Source organism: Ilumatobacter sp. (assembly GCF_041688325.1).
Lineage (GTDB): Bacteria > Actinomycetota > Acidimicrobiia > Acidimicrobiales > Ilumatobacteraceae > Ilumatobacter_A.
In genome coordinates, this window is sequence record NZ_JBDNIJ010000349.1 from 1 (window position 1) to 14,470 (window position 14,470).

15 protein-coding genes and 1 pseudogene are annotated in these 14,470 nt (G+C 62.2%); 8 read left to right on the forward strand and 8 right to left on the reverse strand.

Features of this window, described 5'->3' with window-relative positions; translation table 11 throughout:
* A pseudogene (locus ACH2EI_RS18075) lies at window positions 1–533 on the forward strand (ATP-dependent DNA ligase); the annotation flags it as partial.
* Between the two features lie 44 nt (window positions 534–577).
* Here ACH2EI_RS18075 and ACH2EI_RS18080 read toward each other — a convergent pair.
* Entirely contained in the window at window positions 578–985 is a 408-nt protein-coding gene (locus ACH2EI_RS18080; RefSeq protein WP_395161050.1) for an FAD-binding domain-containing protein, read from the reverse strand.
* A 268-nt stretch (window positions 986–1,253) separates the two neighbouring features.
* Window positions 1,254–1,514, reverse strand: coding sequence for a deoxyribodipyrimidine photo-lyase (locus ACH2EI_RS18085; protein ID WP_395152314.1), 261 nt, complete (start codon window positions 1,512–1,514; stop codon window positions 1,254–1,256).
* Window positions 1,515–1,633: 119 nt separating this feature from the next.
* Here ACH2EI_RS18085 and ACH2EI_RS18090 point away from each other — a divergent pair, with 119 nt between their 5' ends.
* Together ACH2EI_RS18090 and thrH are read left to right on the forward strand one after the other, a co-directional pair.
* Window positions 1,634–2,200, forward strand: a complete 567-nt coding sequence (locus tag ACH2EI_RS18090; RefSeq protein ID WP_395161052.1) for a nitroreductase — start codon at window positions 1,634–1,636, stop codon at window positions 2,198–2,200.
* A 13-nt stretch (window positions 2,201–2,213) separates the two neighbouring features.
* The gene (gene thrH / locus ACH2EI_RS18095) at window positions 2,214–2,816 is read left to right on the forward strand and encodes a bifunctional phosphoserine phosphatase/homoserine phosphotransferase ThrH (RefSeq protein ID WP_395152312.1); all 603 of its coding nucleotides are present in this window, start codon (window positions 2,214–2,216) and stop codon (window positions 2,814–2,816) included.
* Window positions 2,817–2,927: 111 nt separating this feature from the next.
* Here thrH and ACH2EI_RS18100 read toward each other — a convergent pair whose 3' ends face one another.
* Complete coding sequence (locus ACH2EI_RS18100; protein WP_395152311.1) at window positions 2,928–4,511, reverse strand: methylmalonyl-CoA mutase; 1,584 nt, start codon at window positions 4,509–4,511, stop codon at window positions 2,928–2,930.
* A gap of 58 nt (window positions 4,512–4,569) precedes the next feature.
* Entirely contained in the window at window positions 4,570–4,953 is a 384-nt protein-coding gene (locus ACH2EI_RS18105) for a RidA family protein (RefSeq protein ID WP_395152310.1), read from the reverse strand.
* A gap of 37 nt (window positions 4,954–4,990) precedes the next feature.
* Between ACH2EI_RS18105 and ACH2EI_RS18110 the strand changes: the two genes are divergently transcribed.
* The 3 genes from ACH2EI_RS18110 to ACH2EI_RS18120 all read left to right on the forward strand — a co-directional run bounded on the left by ACH2EI_RS18110 (window position 4,991) and on the right by ACH2EI_RS18120 (window position 7,407).
* Complete coding sequence (locus ACH2EI_RS18110; RefSeq protein ID WP_395152309.1) at window positions 4,991–5,893, forward strand: EamA family transporter; 903 nt, start codon at window positions 4,991–4,993, stop codon at window positions 5,891–5,893.
* Between the two features lie 93 nt (window positions 5,894–5,986).
* Window positions 5,987–6,775 (forward strand): class II aldolase/adducin family protein, encoded by a 789-nt coding sequence (locus tag ACH2EI_RS18115; protein ID WP_395161054.1) that lies wholly within the window; start codon window positions 5,987–5,989, stop codon window positions 6,773–6,775.
* A gap of 269 nt (window positions 6,776–7,044) precedes the next feature.
* Window positions 7,045–7,407: a hypothetical protein gene (locus ACH2EI_RS18120; RefSeq protein ID WP_395152307.1), complete on the forward strand. Its 363-nt coding sequence runs from the start codon at window positions 7,045–7,047 to the stop codon at window positions 7,405–7,407.
* Window positions 7,408–7,661: 254 nt separating this feature from the next.
* Here ACH2EI_RS18120 and ACH2EI_RS18125 read toward each other — a convergent pair whose 3' ends face one another.
* A complete protein-coding gene (locus tag ACH2EI_RS18125; RefSeq protein ID WP_395152306.1) occupies window positions 7,662–8,501 on the reverse strand; it encodes a TauD/TfdA dioxygenase family protein in 840 nt (279 codons plus the stop codon).
* A gap of 94 nt (window positions 8,502–8,595) precedes the next feature.
* The gene (gene moeB, locus ACH2EI_RS18130) at window positions 8,596–9,756 is read right to left on the reverse strand and encodes a molybdopterin-synthase adenylyltransferase MoeB (RefSeq protein ID WP_395152305.1); all 1,161 of its coding nucleotides are present in this window, start codon (window positions 9,754–9,756) and stop codon (window positions 8,596–8,598) included.
* 148 nt (window positions 9,757–9,904) lie between these two features.
* Between moeB and ACH2EI_RS18135 the strand changes: the two genes are divergently transcribed.
* Window positions 9,905–10,852, forward strand: a complete 948-nt coding sequence (locus ACH2EI_RS18135; RefSeq protein WP_395152304.1) for a DMT family transporter — start codon at window positions 9,905–9,907, stop codon at window positions 10,850–10,852.
* Between the two features lies 1 nt (window position 10,853).
* Here ACH2EI_RS18135 and ACH2EI_RS18140 read toward each other — a convergent pair whose 3' ends face one another.
* Window positions 10,854–11,651, reverse strand: coding sequence for an NAD-dependent deacetylase (locus tag ACH2EI_RS18140; protein ID WP_395152303.1), 798 nt, complete (start codon window positions 11,649–11,651; stop codon window positions 10,854–10,856).
* Window positions 11,652–11,772: 121 nt separating this feature from the next.
* On the opposite strand from ACH2EI_RS18140, the gene ACH2EI_RS18145 reads away from it, so the two are divergent.
* Window positions 11,773–13,353, forward strand: coding sequence for a peptide chain release factor 3 (locus ACH2EI_RS18145; RefSeq protein WP_395152302.1), 1,581 nt, complete (start codon window positions 11,773–11,775; stop codon window positions 13,351–13,353).
* A 53-nt stretch (window positions 13,354–13,406) separates the two neighbouring features.
* Here the strand turns inward: ACH2EI_RS18145 and ACH2EI_RS18150 are convergent.
* On the reverse strand, window positions 13,407–14,470 hold a 1,064-nt coding region (locus ACH2EI_RS18150; protein WP_395161056.1), incomplete at its 5' end, for a DUF3048 domain-containing protein.

Sequence of the window (14,470 nt, forward strand, 5' to 3'; positions counted from 1 at the left end):
AACTCGGGATGCTCGGCTTCCCCAAGACCACCGGCAGTAAGGGCATCCACATCTACGTCCGCATCGAACCGGGCTGGGACTCATTCGCCATTCGCGGCGCTGTCGTGGCACTCGGCCGCGAGCTGTCAGAGCGCCATCCCGGCCTCATCACCGACAAGTGGTGGAAGGAAGAGCGAGGCCAGCGAGTCTTTGTCGACTTCAATCAAAACGCACCCCACAAAAATATGTTTGGAGCGTGGTGCGCGCGCCCTCGCGTCGGTGCGCAGGTGTCGACTCCGTTTGGTTGGGATGAGTTGGAGACGATCGACCCGGAGACATGCACCATCGACACCGTGCCGCGCCGTCTCGCTTCACTCGGCGACCCCTGGGAACTGATGGACGACGCGCCGTGCTCGATCGTTCCACTCGTTGAGCGTTTTGCTGCCGACCTCGCCGATGGCATTCCCGATGCACCTTGGCCCCCGCAGTATCCGAAGATGCCCAACGAGGCGCCGCGAGTCCAGCTGAGCAGAGCAAAGAAGCCAGTGGACTGACGCCGTTCTGTCAGACCCGATGTCCGACCCGGCGTAACAGCAAGTCAGCGTCGACGTGAAGGTGGTGGGCGGCGGCTGCCGTGTCGCTCAAGGACTTCGGCGGTTCGACCGCTCGCCTGCGCCCGTTTTTTAATTCGCTGGACCTCGGCACCGGCCCGACGCACGGCAGCTGCATGGTCAACAATGGGCGGCGGATAGTTCGCACCTGCCAGTCCCGGTTGATGGATGAGCGAGGTGGAAACATCGCGGAGCTCGGGCACCCACCGCCGGATGAATTCACCGTCTGGATCGTGTTCGATTGCCTGCTTTGTCGGGTCGTACATCCGAAGCGCATTGATGCCAGTCGTTCCGCTTTGCATCTGCACCTGGCTCCAGTGGATCCCCAGCTCGTAGTCGGTGAATGCCCGAGCGAGGTGCAGGCCGGTCGATCGCCACGGTTGCCAGTTCGCCATGCCTCAGACTTTGCCTCATCGTCGAGTTGTCGGACTTCGTCGGAGTCCCGAACAAAACTCGAATGCTCGATGCGCGGTTCATCTTCAAGCTTCTGGATGAAATGACAGTGCCAGTGCCACCGTTCACCGAATGCTCGGTACGCCTTGCCAGAAGGGTCACCCTTCCCAAGCCGGCCCTGCGCGCGTTGCAGTCGTTGCTCGATCTGACGGAGCGACACCGTGCCATAGGTGGGGTGCGGTGAGATGCGGGAGCAGGTGTCCCACGCTGTCAGCGGGCTTGATATGCGCGTCTGATAGCCGTGGTGTCGGTCCGGTGCGTCGCCGCAAGATCGTCGCGCAGCGGAACAAGACAGCTCCGCACGAAGTCCCAATGCGCCGGGTGTGCATCGTCAGCTGTGCGTATCGATGGCTCTGCGATAGAGAGCGGAATAACGGGCCCACCACTTCCGGCCGCTGCGATGAGCGGCCGGTGGTCACCAATTCGGAGGTCTCGTTTGAACCAAACGATCGTCACATCAGGTGTACCCATCGACGCGCACGGTAGGTCGCTTGCTTGCAACGCGCTCAGTCCTTCTCCAAGAAGCTCCTCCGGGTGAACTGTGCGTGTCGAAGTGTGTCACGACGCCATTCGGGTGCCAGGCTGACCTGGTGGAACACGACTTCGAATCGTTTGCTGCCCTCGTTCGTTCGCGGCGCACATCGCTGCTGATGGATCGCGAGCGGCCAGTCAGTGCCACAACCGTCGACGAACTCTGTGCGCTGGCGGCCTGGGCCCCGAATCACAAGAAGACATGGCCGTGGAAGTTCGCTGAATTCACTGGTGCTGGGCGCGCACGGCTGGGCGAGACAATGGCTGCCGACATGGTCGACGCCGACTTCGGCGACAGCACGAAAAGAGAGAAGACCCGCACCAAATACCTGCGCGCTCCATCTGTTCTCGTCGTCGGCTGCGAACCACACCCCAACGAGATGCTGCACCAGGAGAACCGCGACGCCGTTGCGGCCGCAATTCAGAACACACTTCTCGGCGCAACAGCACTCGGCCTGGCCAGTTTCTGGTCGACTCCGGCGCTCAGTAGCCCACCGAAAGTCCTCGAACTGTGTGGCTTCGATCAGCAAGATCGTGTCATTGGCATGCTGTACCTCGGATGGCCTGTCGGCGAGTGCGCGGTGCCTGAACGGCCCGTGCTGTCGATCACTCGCGTGTCGAGCTGATTGAATCGTCGCCGTGCAACAGACACTCGTCACGCTCGACCTCGAAGGCGTCCTCATCCCTGAGGTGTGGATCGCCGTCGCCGAACGAACCGGCCTCGAAGCTCTGACGCGGACCACTCGTGACGAGCCCGACTACGACGTGTTGATGCGGTACCGCTTGGACATCCTCGAGCAGAACGGCCTGACGATGTCGCTGATCGAAGACGTCATCTCGGGCCTCGAACCACTGGAGGGAGCAAAGGCCTTCCTCGACGAACTGCGCACCCAGACACAGGTCATCATCTTGAGTGACACGTTCGAACAGTTCGCTCGACCGTTCATGCGCCAGCTCGGTTGGCCCACGGTGTTCTGCCATCGGCTCGTCGTCGAAGACGATCGCATCACCGACTACGAGCTGCGCCAGCCCGACCAGAAGCGCAAGTCGGTCGAGGCCTTCCACGGCCTCAACTACAAGGTGATCGCAGCAGGCGACAGCTACAACGACACCAGCATGCTCAACGAGGCCGATGCCGGCTTTTTGTTCCACGCGCCCGACAACGTCATCGCCGAGTTCCCGCAGTTCCCTGCGATTAACACCTTCGACGGACTCCTCGCGGCCATCACCGCCGAGCTATAGCGGTCACACTGTGTCAGGCACAGTGTGACCGCTTGTCGATAGATGGTTCGATGTTCGGACGTCCGGTCACACTGTGCCTGACACAGTGTGACCGTGCCTGACCGAAACTCGTCAGGGGGTGTACGTGCCGAAGACCTCGCGGAGGCTGTCGCTGATTTCACCGAGGGTGCAGTCGGCACGGAGCGCATCCTTGATGCTGTAGAGCACGTTGTCGGTGCCTTGCGCGGCGGCCTTCACCTTGGCAAGCGCCGACTCGACAGCCACATTGTCGCGGTTGGCCTTGTACGCCTTCAGGCGCTGGATCTGGCTCGGCTCGAGTGCTGGGTCGATCGGGAACACGACCGGCTCGGGCTCGTCGTCCATCGTGAACTTGTTGACACCCACAATCGTGCGGCTCGTGTCGTCGATCGACTTGGTGTACTCGTAGGCCGAGTTCTCGATCTCCTCCATCTGGAAACCCTGTTCGATCGCGGAGACCGCTCCGCCCTTTTCGTCAATGGTGGCGATGTACTCCCAGGCGAGCCTCTCGACCTCGTCGGTCAACGATTCCACGAGGTACGAGCCGGCCATCGGGTCTGGCGTGTCAACCACACCAGATTCGTAACCAATGACCTGCTGCGTGCGCAGCGCCATCCGTGCAGCGTCTTCAGTTGGCAGGCTCAGCGCCTCGTCGAAACCGTTGGTGTGCAGCGACTGGGTGCCGCCCATGACAGCAGCCATGGCCTGCAGCGTGACGCGCATAATGTTGTTCATCGGCTGCTGTGCGGTGAGCGTTGATCCGCCCGTTTGCGTGTGGAAACGCAGCATCGTCGACTTCGGGTCCTGAGCGTTGAACCGTTCGGTCATGATCGTGTGCCACATACGGCGGCTCGCCCGGAACTTGGCAATCTCTTCGAAGAAGTTGTTGTGCCCGTTCCAGAAGAAGCTGAGCCGTGGCGCGAAGTCGTCAACGTCGAGGCCAGCGTCGATTGCCGCTTGCACGTAGGCAATGGCGTTCGCCAGCGTGAATGCGATCTCTTGCACGGCCGTCGAGCCAGCTTCACGAATGTGGTAGCCAGAGATCGAGATCGTGTTCCAGCTCGGCACGTGCTCGGAGCAGTATTCGAAGATGTCGGTGATGATCCGCATCGACTGCCGCGGCGGGTAGATGTACGTGCCGCGGGCGATGTACTCCTTCAGGAGGTCGTTTTGGATCGTGCCGCTGATCTGCTGGGAAGACACACCGTTCTCTTCGGCAACCAACTCGTACATGAGCAGCAAGATCGCCGCGGTCGAGTTGATCGTCATCGACGTTGACACCTTGTCGAGCGGAAGGCCAGCGAGCAGGAGTCGCATGTCTTCCATCGAGTCAATTGCGACACCGACCTTGCCGACTTCGCCTTCAGCGCGACCGTGGTCAGAGTCGTAGCCCATCTGAGTGGGCAGGTCGAACGCACAGCTGAGGCCGGTCTGGCCAGCGTTCAAAAGGAACTTAAAGCGTTCGTTCGTGGCTTCGGCGTTGCCGAAACCCGAGTACTGGCGCATCGTCCAGAGGCGACCGGTGTACATCGAGGAGTACACGCCACGCGTGTACGGCGCCTCACCTGGCGCTCCGAGCTTCTCTGACGCATGCCATTCGGCGAGATCGTTCTCGTCGTACAGCTTCCTGATCGGGATGCCGGAGTCGGTCTGGGGAAGATCGGAAACGTCAGCCATGGCGGTGAGCGTATTGCCAGGCAGGCCCACCGACCCACTGCAGGACCAGGATGTCTACTCAGCTGGCTGCAACGATTGCGACTTCCATCTGCCACTCCGGTCGGGCCAACTCGGGCACCGTGACCAACGTCGATGCGGCCCGGTGCCCTCCAAGAAACACGTCTCGTGCGGCCATGACGGGCCCCAGCGGCTGCCCGGCGACAACATAGGTGGTGACCGACACGACGTCGTTCCGCGACATCTGGGCGTCGTCGAGCATTGCCGCGATGTTCTGCCACACCACTGTTGCCTGCTCCCCGACGCCAGCCGGTGTCGTTCCGTCGGGAGCGGTCGGCACGACGCCCGAGGTGTGGAGCCAACGCGTCGGACCTTCTGTGACTACCGCGTGGTGGTAGTTCGCAGCCGGAGGCGCAATCGAGGTGGGATTGATCGGGCGGTTCACACCATCAGCGTCGCACAGCAGCCTTATGCTCGCCACGATGGACGAGCGGCAGTCACCCGGGCCGATCTCGCGCTGGCTCAGCACAGCACAACCCGAAGCGCTCTTCGTCCTGTCCGCCGTCGCTCAGTACATCGGCGCGGCAATCGCCGTTTTGCTCTTCGATGAAGTCGAGCCGCAGACCGTGGCGTGGTTCCGAGTGATGGGCGCCGGTATCGCACTCCTCGCGATTTCACGCGGTTGGTGGCGCGGGTGGACGCGGCAGCAGTTGGTTGGCGTTGCACTGTTTGGCATCACGACAGCGCTGATGAACATCTTCTTCTACTTGGCCATCGACCGCATCGACCTGGGCAAGGGCGTCACCATCGAGTTCATTGGACCAATCCTCGTTGCAGCCTGCACGACACGTTCCGTACGCAACGGCGTCGCGCTCGCGTTCGCAATCGTCGGCGTCGTTGTGCTCGGCGGTGTGGAAGTCGACAACAACCTGTCAGGCCTCGTGTTCATCCTGATCGCTTCTGCGCTTTGGGCGCTCTACATCGTGTTCGGGGCTCGGGTCGCGCACGTCGATCGCGGCGTGGTCGGGCTCGGTCTCGGCCTTGTTATCGGCACCATCGCGACCGCCCCCATCGGCGCACCGTGGAGCGGACCGGTCTGGGTTTCCCCCCTTCTCCTCGGTCTGTGCCTCCTCGTCGGCATCTTCTCCAACGCCGTGGGCTACGGCATCGACCAGTTCACCTTGCGCCGCATTCCGATCCGTCGCTTCTCGCTCCTTCTCGCGTTGCTTCCGGTCACCGCATCACTCGTTGGTTGGATCGCCCTCGACCAACGACCTTCGATGATTGATGTCATCGGCATCGCGCTGGTCTTGGTCGGCGTCGCCGTGCAGGAACGCGACGAGATCGAACGTGTCGAGCGAGTTGTTCAGGCCGATCCTGCCTGACGCTCCCAGTCAGATGTCGGGTCAGATGTCCGGCCGGACGTGCCCGGTTCCGCTGACCCTCGGCTCGCTTGACACCGGAGCTACTGTTTGAACATGGCCAACACGATGGAAGACCAGCTCGCGGAAATCGAAAAAGAGGCGACCACGCCGAAGGAAGACTTCGCGGCCGAACGCCTCCATCGCAAGCAGCGCCTCGCCTGCGGTTTGCGGACAATGGGTCGCTTGCACCTCGCCGAGGGCGTGGCCGGACACGTGACCGTTCGTGACCCTGAGCATCTCGATCGTTTCTGGGTCAACCCGTTCGGCACCAACTTCAAGCTGATGACCGTCAGTGACCTGATCTGTGTCAATCACGAAGGTGAAGTGGTCGAAGGTAACGGCCCGCTCAATCAGGCAGCATTTGCTATCCACGGACAGATTCACCAGGCTCGCCCCGACGTGATCGCCGCTGCGCACTCGCACTCGATGTACGGCAAGACGTTTTCGACGCTCGGCAAGCCGCTGAAGATGATCACGCAGGACTCGACCATGTTTTACAACGATGTTGCCCTGTGCAATGACGGAAGCGGCGCCGTCGTGCTCAGCCAGGAGATCGGCAAGAAGATGGCCGATGCCCTCGGTGACAAGAAGGCCATGATCCACCAGAACCACGGCCTGATCACCACCGGCGGCTCGGTCGACGCCGCCGTCTGGTGGTTCATCGCACTCGAGCGCGCCTGCCAAAGTCAACTCGTCGCCGAGGCGGCCGGCACCCCCATCGAAATCCCGCAAGCCTTCTGCGAAGACGGCCTGAAGGCGCAGGGCAGCGACGCTGCCGGCTGGTTCCAATTCCAGCCGTTCTGGGACGAGCTCGTTGCTCGCGAACCCGAATTCCTCAACTGACCGAGATCGACCAGATCGCCCGATTGCGGCGTTGCGGGAACTCCTCATTGAGCAAGATGCTGGACGATCTCATGCCGAGTCATGCAGCGTTTGCCCGTTCTGCGACGTGCCGCTCATCCCGCAAGATCGGGCGGGAGGGGTCGGAAGAAGTGCCCGATCGCGCGTGGGCCGGCCACGGTGCAGCATCGCGAGATATGGCCGTTCCCTGACTTCATCTTCTCCCGCTGGGCGCGCTGACGAGCGGACCAAGTTGGTGGCATGCTCGCCCAATGCAAAATCACGTCATCAGTGCGGCGACGGCGATCATCGCGCTCGCAGTCTCTGGGTGCGGAAGTAGTACGACGACCGAATGCCTGTCCAGCGAAGTCGGCGAAGTGTGCGCAGTCAGCGCAAACGGGGCAATCACGTTCAACGGTCGTGGCCTTGAAGCTGGGTCGCAAGTGTCGATTTCAGCTGCCGAAGTTGAAGGTTCCAGCTCGATGTACGAAGTCGACCAAGATGGAATGTTGATGCCAGAAGACGGTGCGCTTGGCTTCATGTCGGGCTTTGCCGACGCTGATTTCAACTTCACGATTTCAGCTATCGACAAGGACGGCGAAGTCATCGACGGCAAAATCGTCATCTCCACCTGACAACGGAAATCGAGTGCGGGGCACCAGCGCCTCCCTCTGCGAGGGTCGACATAGGGACACGCATACAAAGACGAACTGGGCCGCTCATAACGTTCGCCCCGGAACAGATAACCCCCGCTCGTGAACCGGCATTCGGATCACGGCCGACCGTCTTCTCACGAACCGAAAATTACCCGCGTAACAGCTTCTTCGAAGTACGGTCAGGGTCACCCAAACGTTGCCTGACACGGCACGAGATCTTCGTCCAGATCGCCTCAGCCGGCGATGGTGGTGCGATGCAGGAGACGGTGATGACCGTCATAGCCCCCAGTGGCTCTGTGCAACACCGAGCGGTTATCCCACATCGTCAGCATGTCCTGTTGCCACACGTGGCGGTACTGAAACTCGTCGCGGGTCTGCCACACGTACAGCTCAGCGAGCAGCTCGCGTGCTGCGTCGTCGGCCATGCCATCGATGCCGATGATGTAACCGATGCAGCTGAAGATCCCGAGCCGTCCAGTTTCGGGATGTTCCCGGATGATCGGGTGCAGCTGGGTGGCCATTGCCTCATTGGACGGCCGGATGTCCATGCTCCGGTCCGTGGCCTGATCGTCAGACCCGTACGTCCCGTCGGGTGCGTAACCGCCACGGGCCGAGTGCACCGCCATCTTCCCGGCGAGCCGAGCCCGAAGATCATCCGGCATTGCGTCAAGTGCAGCATGCTGGTTCACGTACAGCGTGTCGCCACCCATCGGAGGAATCTGCACTCCAAATAGACACGTCCCAGAGGGCGGTGTGGCCTGGAAGCTCCAGTCGCTGTGCCAATTCTCAGCAAACAGCGGTGCCGTTTCGTCGGCACGACGTTCGACTGCGATGACGTGGTCACGCCCAGCGATCGGCGCAATGAATGGATCATCACCGAAACCGCCGAAAGCAAGCGTGAACCGTTCGAGATCATCGTCGCTCATCGGTTGCTCTGGAAAAGCGAGGACGTGATGCTCCAGCCATGCAGCTCGAATTTCGGCAACCGTTTGAGTGTCAAGCGGTGCGGTGAGGTCGACCCCGGTCACCGTTGCTCCGCACGCTTGTCCGGACTCGACCACGTTGATACCCATGACCCAAACGTAGTGCCATCGCATGCAACTCACCGCGGTCAACCGACCGCGATCAGCCGACCGCGATCAACCGACCGCGATCAGCCCACCGTGATCAGCTGAGGCCCGGTGCGCAGAGCCCGTCGAGTTCCTTGATCTGAATACGATCACGGTTCTCGTAGGTCACTTCGTTCTCAGGGTTCGACTTCAAGTTGAAGACGCGGAACTCCATATCGCTCGTGTCGACCGTCAGGATGCGACCAATCAGCGGCTCGCCGAGATCGAGAATGACCTTGATGGTTTCGAGCGCCTGGATCGAGCCGATAATGCCCGGCAGCACGCCGAGCACGCCTGCCTCGGCACACGAGGGCGCAAGCTCAGCGGGAGGAGGCTCGGGGACCATGTCCCGATACGTCGGGCCTTTGGTCGGGTGGAACACGCTGACCATGCCTTCGAAGCGGAAGATCGAGCCGTGTACGACCGGGATACCGAGCTTGACGCTGGCATCATTCAGGAGGTAACGGCTCGGGAAGTTGTCCGCACCGTCGACGACAATGTCGTAGCCCTCGAGGATGTCCATGATGTTCGACGCATCGAGCCGTGTGTCGTACGTGACGACGTTGACGTCAGGGTTGAGCATCGTGAGCGTCTTCTTGGCGGAATCGACCTTGCGGTCGCCGATGCGATCGATGTTGTGCAAAATCTGACGCTGCAGGTTCGACGCGTCGACGTCGTCCATGTCAACAATACCGATCGTGCCGACGCCGGCGGCTGCGAGGTACATCGCTGCAGGTGAGCCGAGGCCGCCCGCACCGAGCATCAAGACCTTTGCATCGAGCAACTTGACCTGACCGGCAGTGCCGACTTCAGGCAGCAACAGGTGGCGCTTGTAGCGGTTGTTCTGCTCGGGTGTGAGCGACACCGGCGCCTTCCACTCGCGGCCCTCGTCTTTCCAGCGGCCATAGCCACCCTCCATCGAGAGCACGTTCGTGTAGCCGAGTTCGGCGAGCGTCTTGGCGGCAAAGGCCGACCGAACACCTCCGGCGCAGTAGGCCACGATCGGCGATTCCTTGTCGATGATGCGACCCTCGATTTGCGCTTCGAGGTGACCACGCGGGATGTGGATGGCACCGAGCAGGGCGCCTTCCTCGTACTCGTCGGGCTCACGGACATCAAGGACGATCGCGCCAGCCGCGATCGCTGTCGCAGCGCCCTCGGTATCAACTTCGGTGATCTCAGACTTTGCAGCCGAGAGAAGGTCGCGGAACGTTGCCATGGCGAAAAGCCTACCAATCAGGTCGGGTATCGAGTGGGGGGCCTGATGTAACCAACTCTGGGCTGTCGCCATTCCCCGCTGCCACCGGTCAGCCGGACGTGTCCGAAACGCGCCGATTATCGGGTTCGCCGCTCGTTAGCGTGCCGCTGTGAGTAACGCCCCCACTACCTCTCAGAAAATGTTCACGGCGACCGCTGCTTCGAACGATGGCCAGTTCACCCCGCAGGACTGGGCGCTCTTCGTCTCGGTTGCTGCAATCTGGGGATCGTCGTTCGTCTTCATCGACATCGGCCTCGATGCGCTTCCGCCGGGCCTGATCACGCTATTGCGCGTCGGTTCGGGCGCGGCGGCACTGTGGGCACTCCCCCGGTCGATCACGACGCGGGTTGGCCGCGCGGTCACCGACATGCAGATCGAGCCCGACGACAGGGCCAAGCTGCTCCTCCTTTCGGTGATTTGGGTCGCCATCCCATTCACGCTCTTCCCGATCGCGGAGCAGCACATCAACTCGTCGGTCACCGGACTCCTGAACGGCGCAACACCAATCTTCGCGGCCACCGTGGCCGCCGTACTGCTTCGACAACGCGCCCACGGACCACTGCTGCTTGGCCTCGTCGTCGGCTTCGTCGGCATCGCATTGATCAGCGCACCGTCCGTCGGCGACGGTTCGAACGCCGCTTCTGGGGTCTTCATGGTGCTCGGCGCAACGGTGTGTTACGGCTTCGCCATCAACCTCGCTGCGCCCCTCCAACGCAAGTACGGCTCGCTGCCCCTGATGGCGCGCATGCTCGCGCTCGCAACACTGTGGACAACCCCCTATGGCCTCTGGGACATTCGAAGCGCCGAGTGGGAAGTCGGCCCACTCATCGCCGTGCTCCTACTCGGCGTGTTCGGGACGGGCATCGCGTTCGCCATCATGGGCACGCTCGTTGGACGTGTTGGTTCGACTCGGGCCTCCTTCATCACCTACCTCATTCCGGTGGTCTCACTCGCCCTCGGCACGGCTTTTCGCGGTGACACGGTCGCTCCCATTGCTGTTGTCGGCATCGGGCTCGTCATCAGCGGCGCATTCCTCGCCAGCCGCGCAAAGGCCTGAGTCAGCGCACCAGGGCTGGCAGAATTTCGCCGATCTGGCCGATGAGGAGATGGTCGCCGTAGCGGTCCATTCCGGTTTCGTCCCCGTTGACGATGATCACCGTTGCGCCGTTCGCCTTGGCTCTCGGAACGCAGTTGGCGGCCGGGAACACGCTGAGTGTCGAACCGACAGCAAGCAGCACATCGGACTCTTCGCTCATCTGTAATGCACGGTCGATCACTTCGGGCACAAGTGCCTGACCGAAGCTGATGGTGTCGCTCTTCAAGATGCCACCGCACGCCAGGCACGACGGATCGACCTCGCCAGCGCGTACTCGTTCGAGGCTCTGCTCCATTGGCCGCTGATCCTTGCATTCCCAACAGCGCGTAAACCACACCGTGCCATGCACCTCGATCACCTTGGCCGGATCGTTACCGGCCTTCTGATGCAGACCGTCGATGTTCTGCGTGATGAGGCCGTGCAGCTGACCCCGCTGCTCGATCTCAAGGATTGCAGCATGGCCACGGTTCGGCTGAGCCGTCCAGGCCGGGGTCGTCAGTCGGCTCTGCCAGGCCGCCTGTCGCACCTCCGGCTCGTTGAGATAATTGTGGAGTTTCGATGCCTTTTCGGCTGACGGGTTTTTCGTCCACAGGCCGTTCGGGCCGCGGAAGTCAGGTATCCCTGAGTCGGTCGAGATGCCCGCACCAGTCAACACGACCACACGCGACGCCTTCGCGAGCACCTCACGGGCAGCGGCATGGCCGACAGGAAGGCTGGGCACGGAAGCAACGTCGTCGAACACACCGAGATACTTACCCATCAAAATACTGTGATCCACTCGATCTGCGTCTCCACCGCCGAGAACCGCGAAGAACCGCGAAGAACGGCGGAGCAAGAACCTTGGCTCCCGCTTCGGTGGCGCGCCGCTAGCGTGGGCGACCGTGTCTGATCAGGTGTTGACCGAAGCAAAACGTCGCCGAACGTTTGCCATCATCAGCCACCCTGACGCGGGCAAGACCACGCTCACCGAGAAGTTTCTTCTGTATGCAGGCGCGATCACCTCGGGCGGCGCGGTCAAAGCTCACGAGGGTCGCCGCTCAGCCACGTCCGACTGGATGGACATGGAGCAAAAGCGTGGTATCTCGATCACGTCGACGGCCCTGAACTTCCCGTACCGGCAGCATGAATTCAACCTGCTCGACACTCCGGGCCACCGCGACTTCTCCGAAGACACGTATCGCGTGCTGTCAGCAGTCGACGCCGTCGTGATGGTGCTCGACTCGGCAAAGGGCATCGAGCCCCAGACACTCAAGCTGTTCGAAGTCTGTCGCACTCAGAAGCTCCCGGTCATCACGTTCCTGAACAAGCTCGACCGGCCCGGCCTCGAACCGCTCGAACTCCTCGACATGATCGAAACCCAAATCGGCCTCCGACCGACTCCAGCCACATGGCCGGTTGGCTCGTTCGGTGACCTGCGCGGCGTGATCGATCGTCGGACCGACGTGTTCACCCGGTTCACCCGCACCGCTCGCGGTTCCAAAATTGCCCCCGAAGAAGAAGTCGACGCCGAGCGCGCCGCAGCCGAAGAGGGCAAAGAGTGGGACAAGGCCGCCGAAGAGAGCAGCCTGCTCGACGCGATTGGGGCGAACGTCGACCTCCCGTCGTTCCTCGCCGGTGAGTCGACTCCGGTATTCGCCGGTTCTGCGCTGACAAACTTCGGTGTCCGCCACCTGCTCGACGCAATCGTCGACCTGGCACCAGCCCCGCTGCCACGTCTCGACATCAACGACGAGCCTCGCGGACTCGATACTGCCGTGTCGGCGTTCGTGTTCAAGGTCCAGGCCAACATGGACAAAAACCACCGCGACCGAATCGCCTTTGCACGTATCTGTTCGGGCAAGTTCGACCGCGGCATGGTCATGACCTGCGAACGCACCGGTAGGCCATTCGCCACGAAGTACGCCTCCACGGTATTCGGTGCTGAGCGAACGACCGTTGACGAAGCATTCCCCGGCGACGTCGTTGGGCTTGTGAACGCAACCGGCCTCAACATCGGCGACTCGCTGTTTGACGAAACTGGCCCAAAGGTCAAGTTCCCGCCGATCCCGTCGTTCGCACCTGAAGTGTTCGCCACGGCACGGCCGGTCGACACCGCCAAGTCGAAGCAGTTCCGCAAGGGCCTCGCGCAGCTCAACGAAGAAGGCGTCGTTCAGGTCCTGAAAGACCCAGACTGGGGCGATGCCTCACCTGTTCTGGCCGCAGTCGGACAGCTCCAGTTCGATGTGTTCGCCAACCGACTCGAGTTCGAGTTCAACGCCCCGATCGAAATCTCGCCGGCGCCGTACCAGGCGATTCGCGTGACCGACAAGGAGTCGGCCGAGGTGCTCCGCCAGAAGCCCGGCGTCCGCATCCTCGCTCGTTTCAGCGGCGACCTGGTCGCCTTGTTCGAGAACAAGTACGCCCTGCAGCGCATCGAGCAGAACGAACCCGAGCTCAGGCTCGACCCCATCGTCGCCACCTGATTCTCAGGCGGGGCCGGCGGGTGGCCGCGGGCCGGTACGTCCGGCCCGACTCATCAGCGGGGGCGATCGCGAACCAGTTCGACGAAGGTCGAGCCGGTATCGAGCAGAATCGCCTCGTTGTTCGCATCGATAAGCGCGAACGGTTCATACGCACTATTCCGGGCCCATGTCGCAGGGATGCGGATTCCATCGCGATGCACCGTTGCCGGGCCGCGGCCGATCGTCACCGGGTTTGGCGATCGTGCGTCGACCGGAGAGACAGCGTGGAAGACAAACATCTCGACCACGTTGTCGACACCGATCTGGTTGCCCGACGCCGCGAGGTGCCGATTGCCATTTTGGGACCGGAGGTATTTCTGGGAATCCGCGTCCCACGCCCAGTCGACGGACACACCGTCCATGGGCACGTTGAACGCCGGGCTGGGAACCGCACCAAGGTCGGCGGGTACGGTCCACGATGCGTCGATCCCCCACAGCTGGCGGGCCGGGCCAGCCGTCGGGGCATTCTCGATGGCGCACGTGGGGTTCAGTTGCAGATTGTGCGGGGCGGAGCGGCTCGAGTCGCGGTTGTAACAGGGGTTCTTCTGTGCGCTGAAGTTGACAAGGACCCCTGATCGATCCGCCGATTCGATCCAATTCGTCACGCCTCTGTTACCACCGGACCAGGCCAGGATCGGCCGGTTCATTGAGGCCAAGACGTCGAGATCGCCGGTGCGCGCCGAGCGAATGGGCCCAACCCGGTCGGGCAGTTGTGTCTGGAACAGCGCGACGAATCGCGTGACCCCTTCGACGTTCTCTTCGAAAATGACGTCGGCCTGATCGAGACCCCACTGGGGCCGCGCTCGCGCATAGTTGTCGATCTTGACTGCCACGATCGACCGGTTGGCGATGTCTTGCTCGACGGGCTCGCCGGTGAGTGCAGCGAGGCCGATGAGCGCGGCGAGCGGTTCGTAGGGCTCCCAGACCGGCACGGCGTTCTCGAGGATCGTTGTCGGGACAGGGACCGTCGTTGTGGTGGTCGTCGTCGTCGTCGTCGGTCGCACCGTCGTCGTCGGTCGCACCGATGCCGTCGTGCTGGTCGATGTCGTCGACGCGGCCGGAGGGGTCGGCGGCGTGT

Coding starts and splice junctions, on each gene's coding strand:
- ACH2EI_RS18080 (WP_395161050.1), bottom strand. CDS start 985: ATGGCGAACTGGCAACCGTGGCGATCGACCGGCCTGCACCTCGCTCGG.
- ACH2EI_RS18085 (WP_395152314.1), bottom strand. CDS start 1,514: ATGGGTACACCTGATGTGACGATCGTTTGGTTCAAACGAGACCTCCGA.
- ACH2EI_RS18100 (WP_395152311.1), bottom strand. CDS start 4,511: ATGGCTGACGTTTCCGATCTTCCCCAGACCGACTCCGGCATCCCGATC.
- ACH2EI_RS18110 (WP_395152309.1), top strand. CDS start 4,991: ATGGACGAGCGGCAGTCACCCGGGCCGATCTCGCGCTGGCTCAGCACA.
- ACH2EI_RS18115 (WP_395161054.1), top strand. CDS start 5,987: ATGGCCAACACGATGGAAGACCAGCTCGCGGAAATCGAAAAAGAGGCG.
- ACH2EI_RS18120 (WP_395152307.1), top strand. CDS start 7,045: ATGCAAAATCACGTCATCAGTGCGGCGACGGCGATCATCGCGCTCGCA.
- ACH2EI_RS18125 (WP_395152306.1), bottom strand. CDS start 8,501: ATGGGTATCAACGTGGTCGAGTCCGGACAAGCGTGCGGAGCAACGGTG.
- moeB (WP_395152305.1), bottom strand. CDS start 9,756: ATGGCAACGTTCCGCGACCTTCTCTCGGCTGCAAAGTCTGAGATCACC.
- ACH2EI_RS18140 (WP_395152303.1), bottom strand. CDS start 11,651: ATGGGTAAGTATCTCGGTGTGTTCGACGACGTTGCTTCCGTGCCCAGC.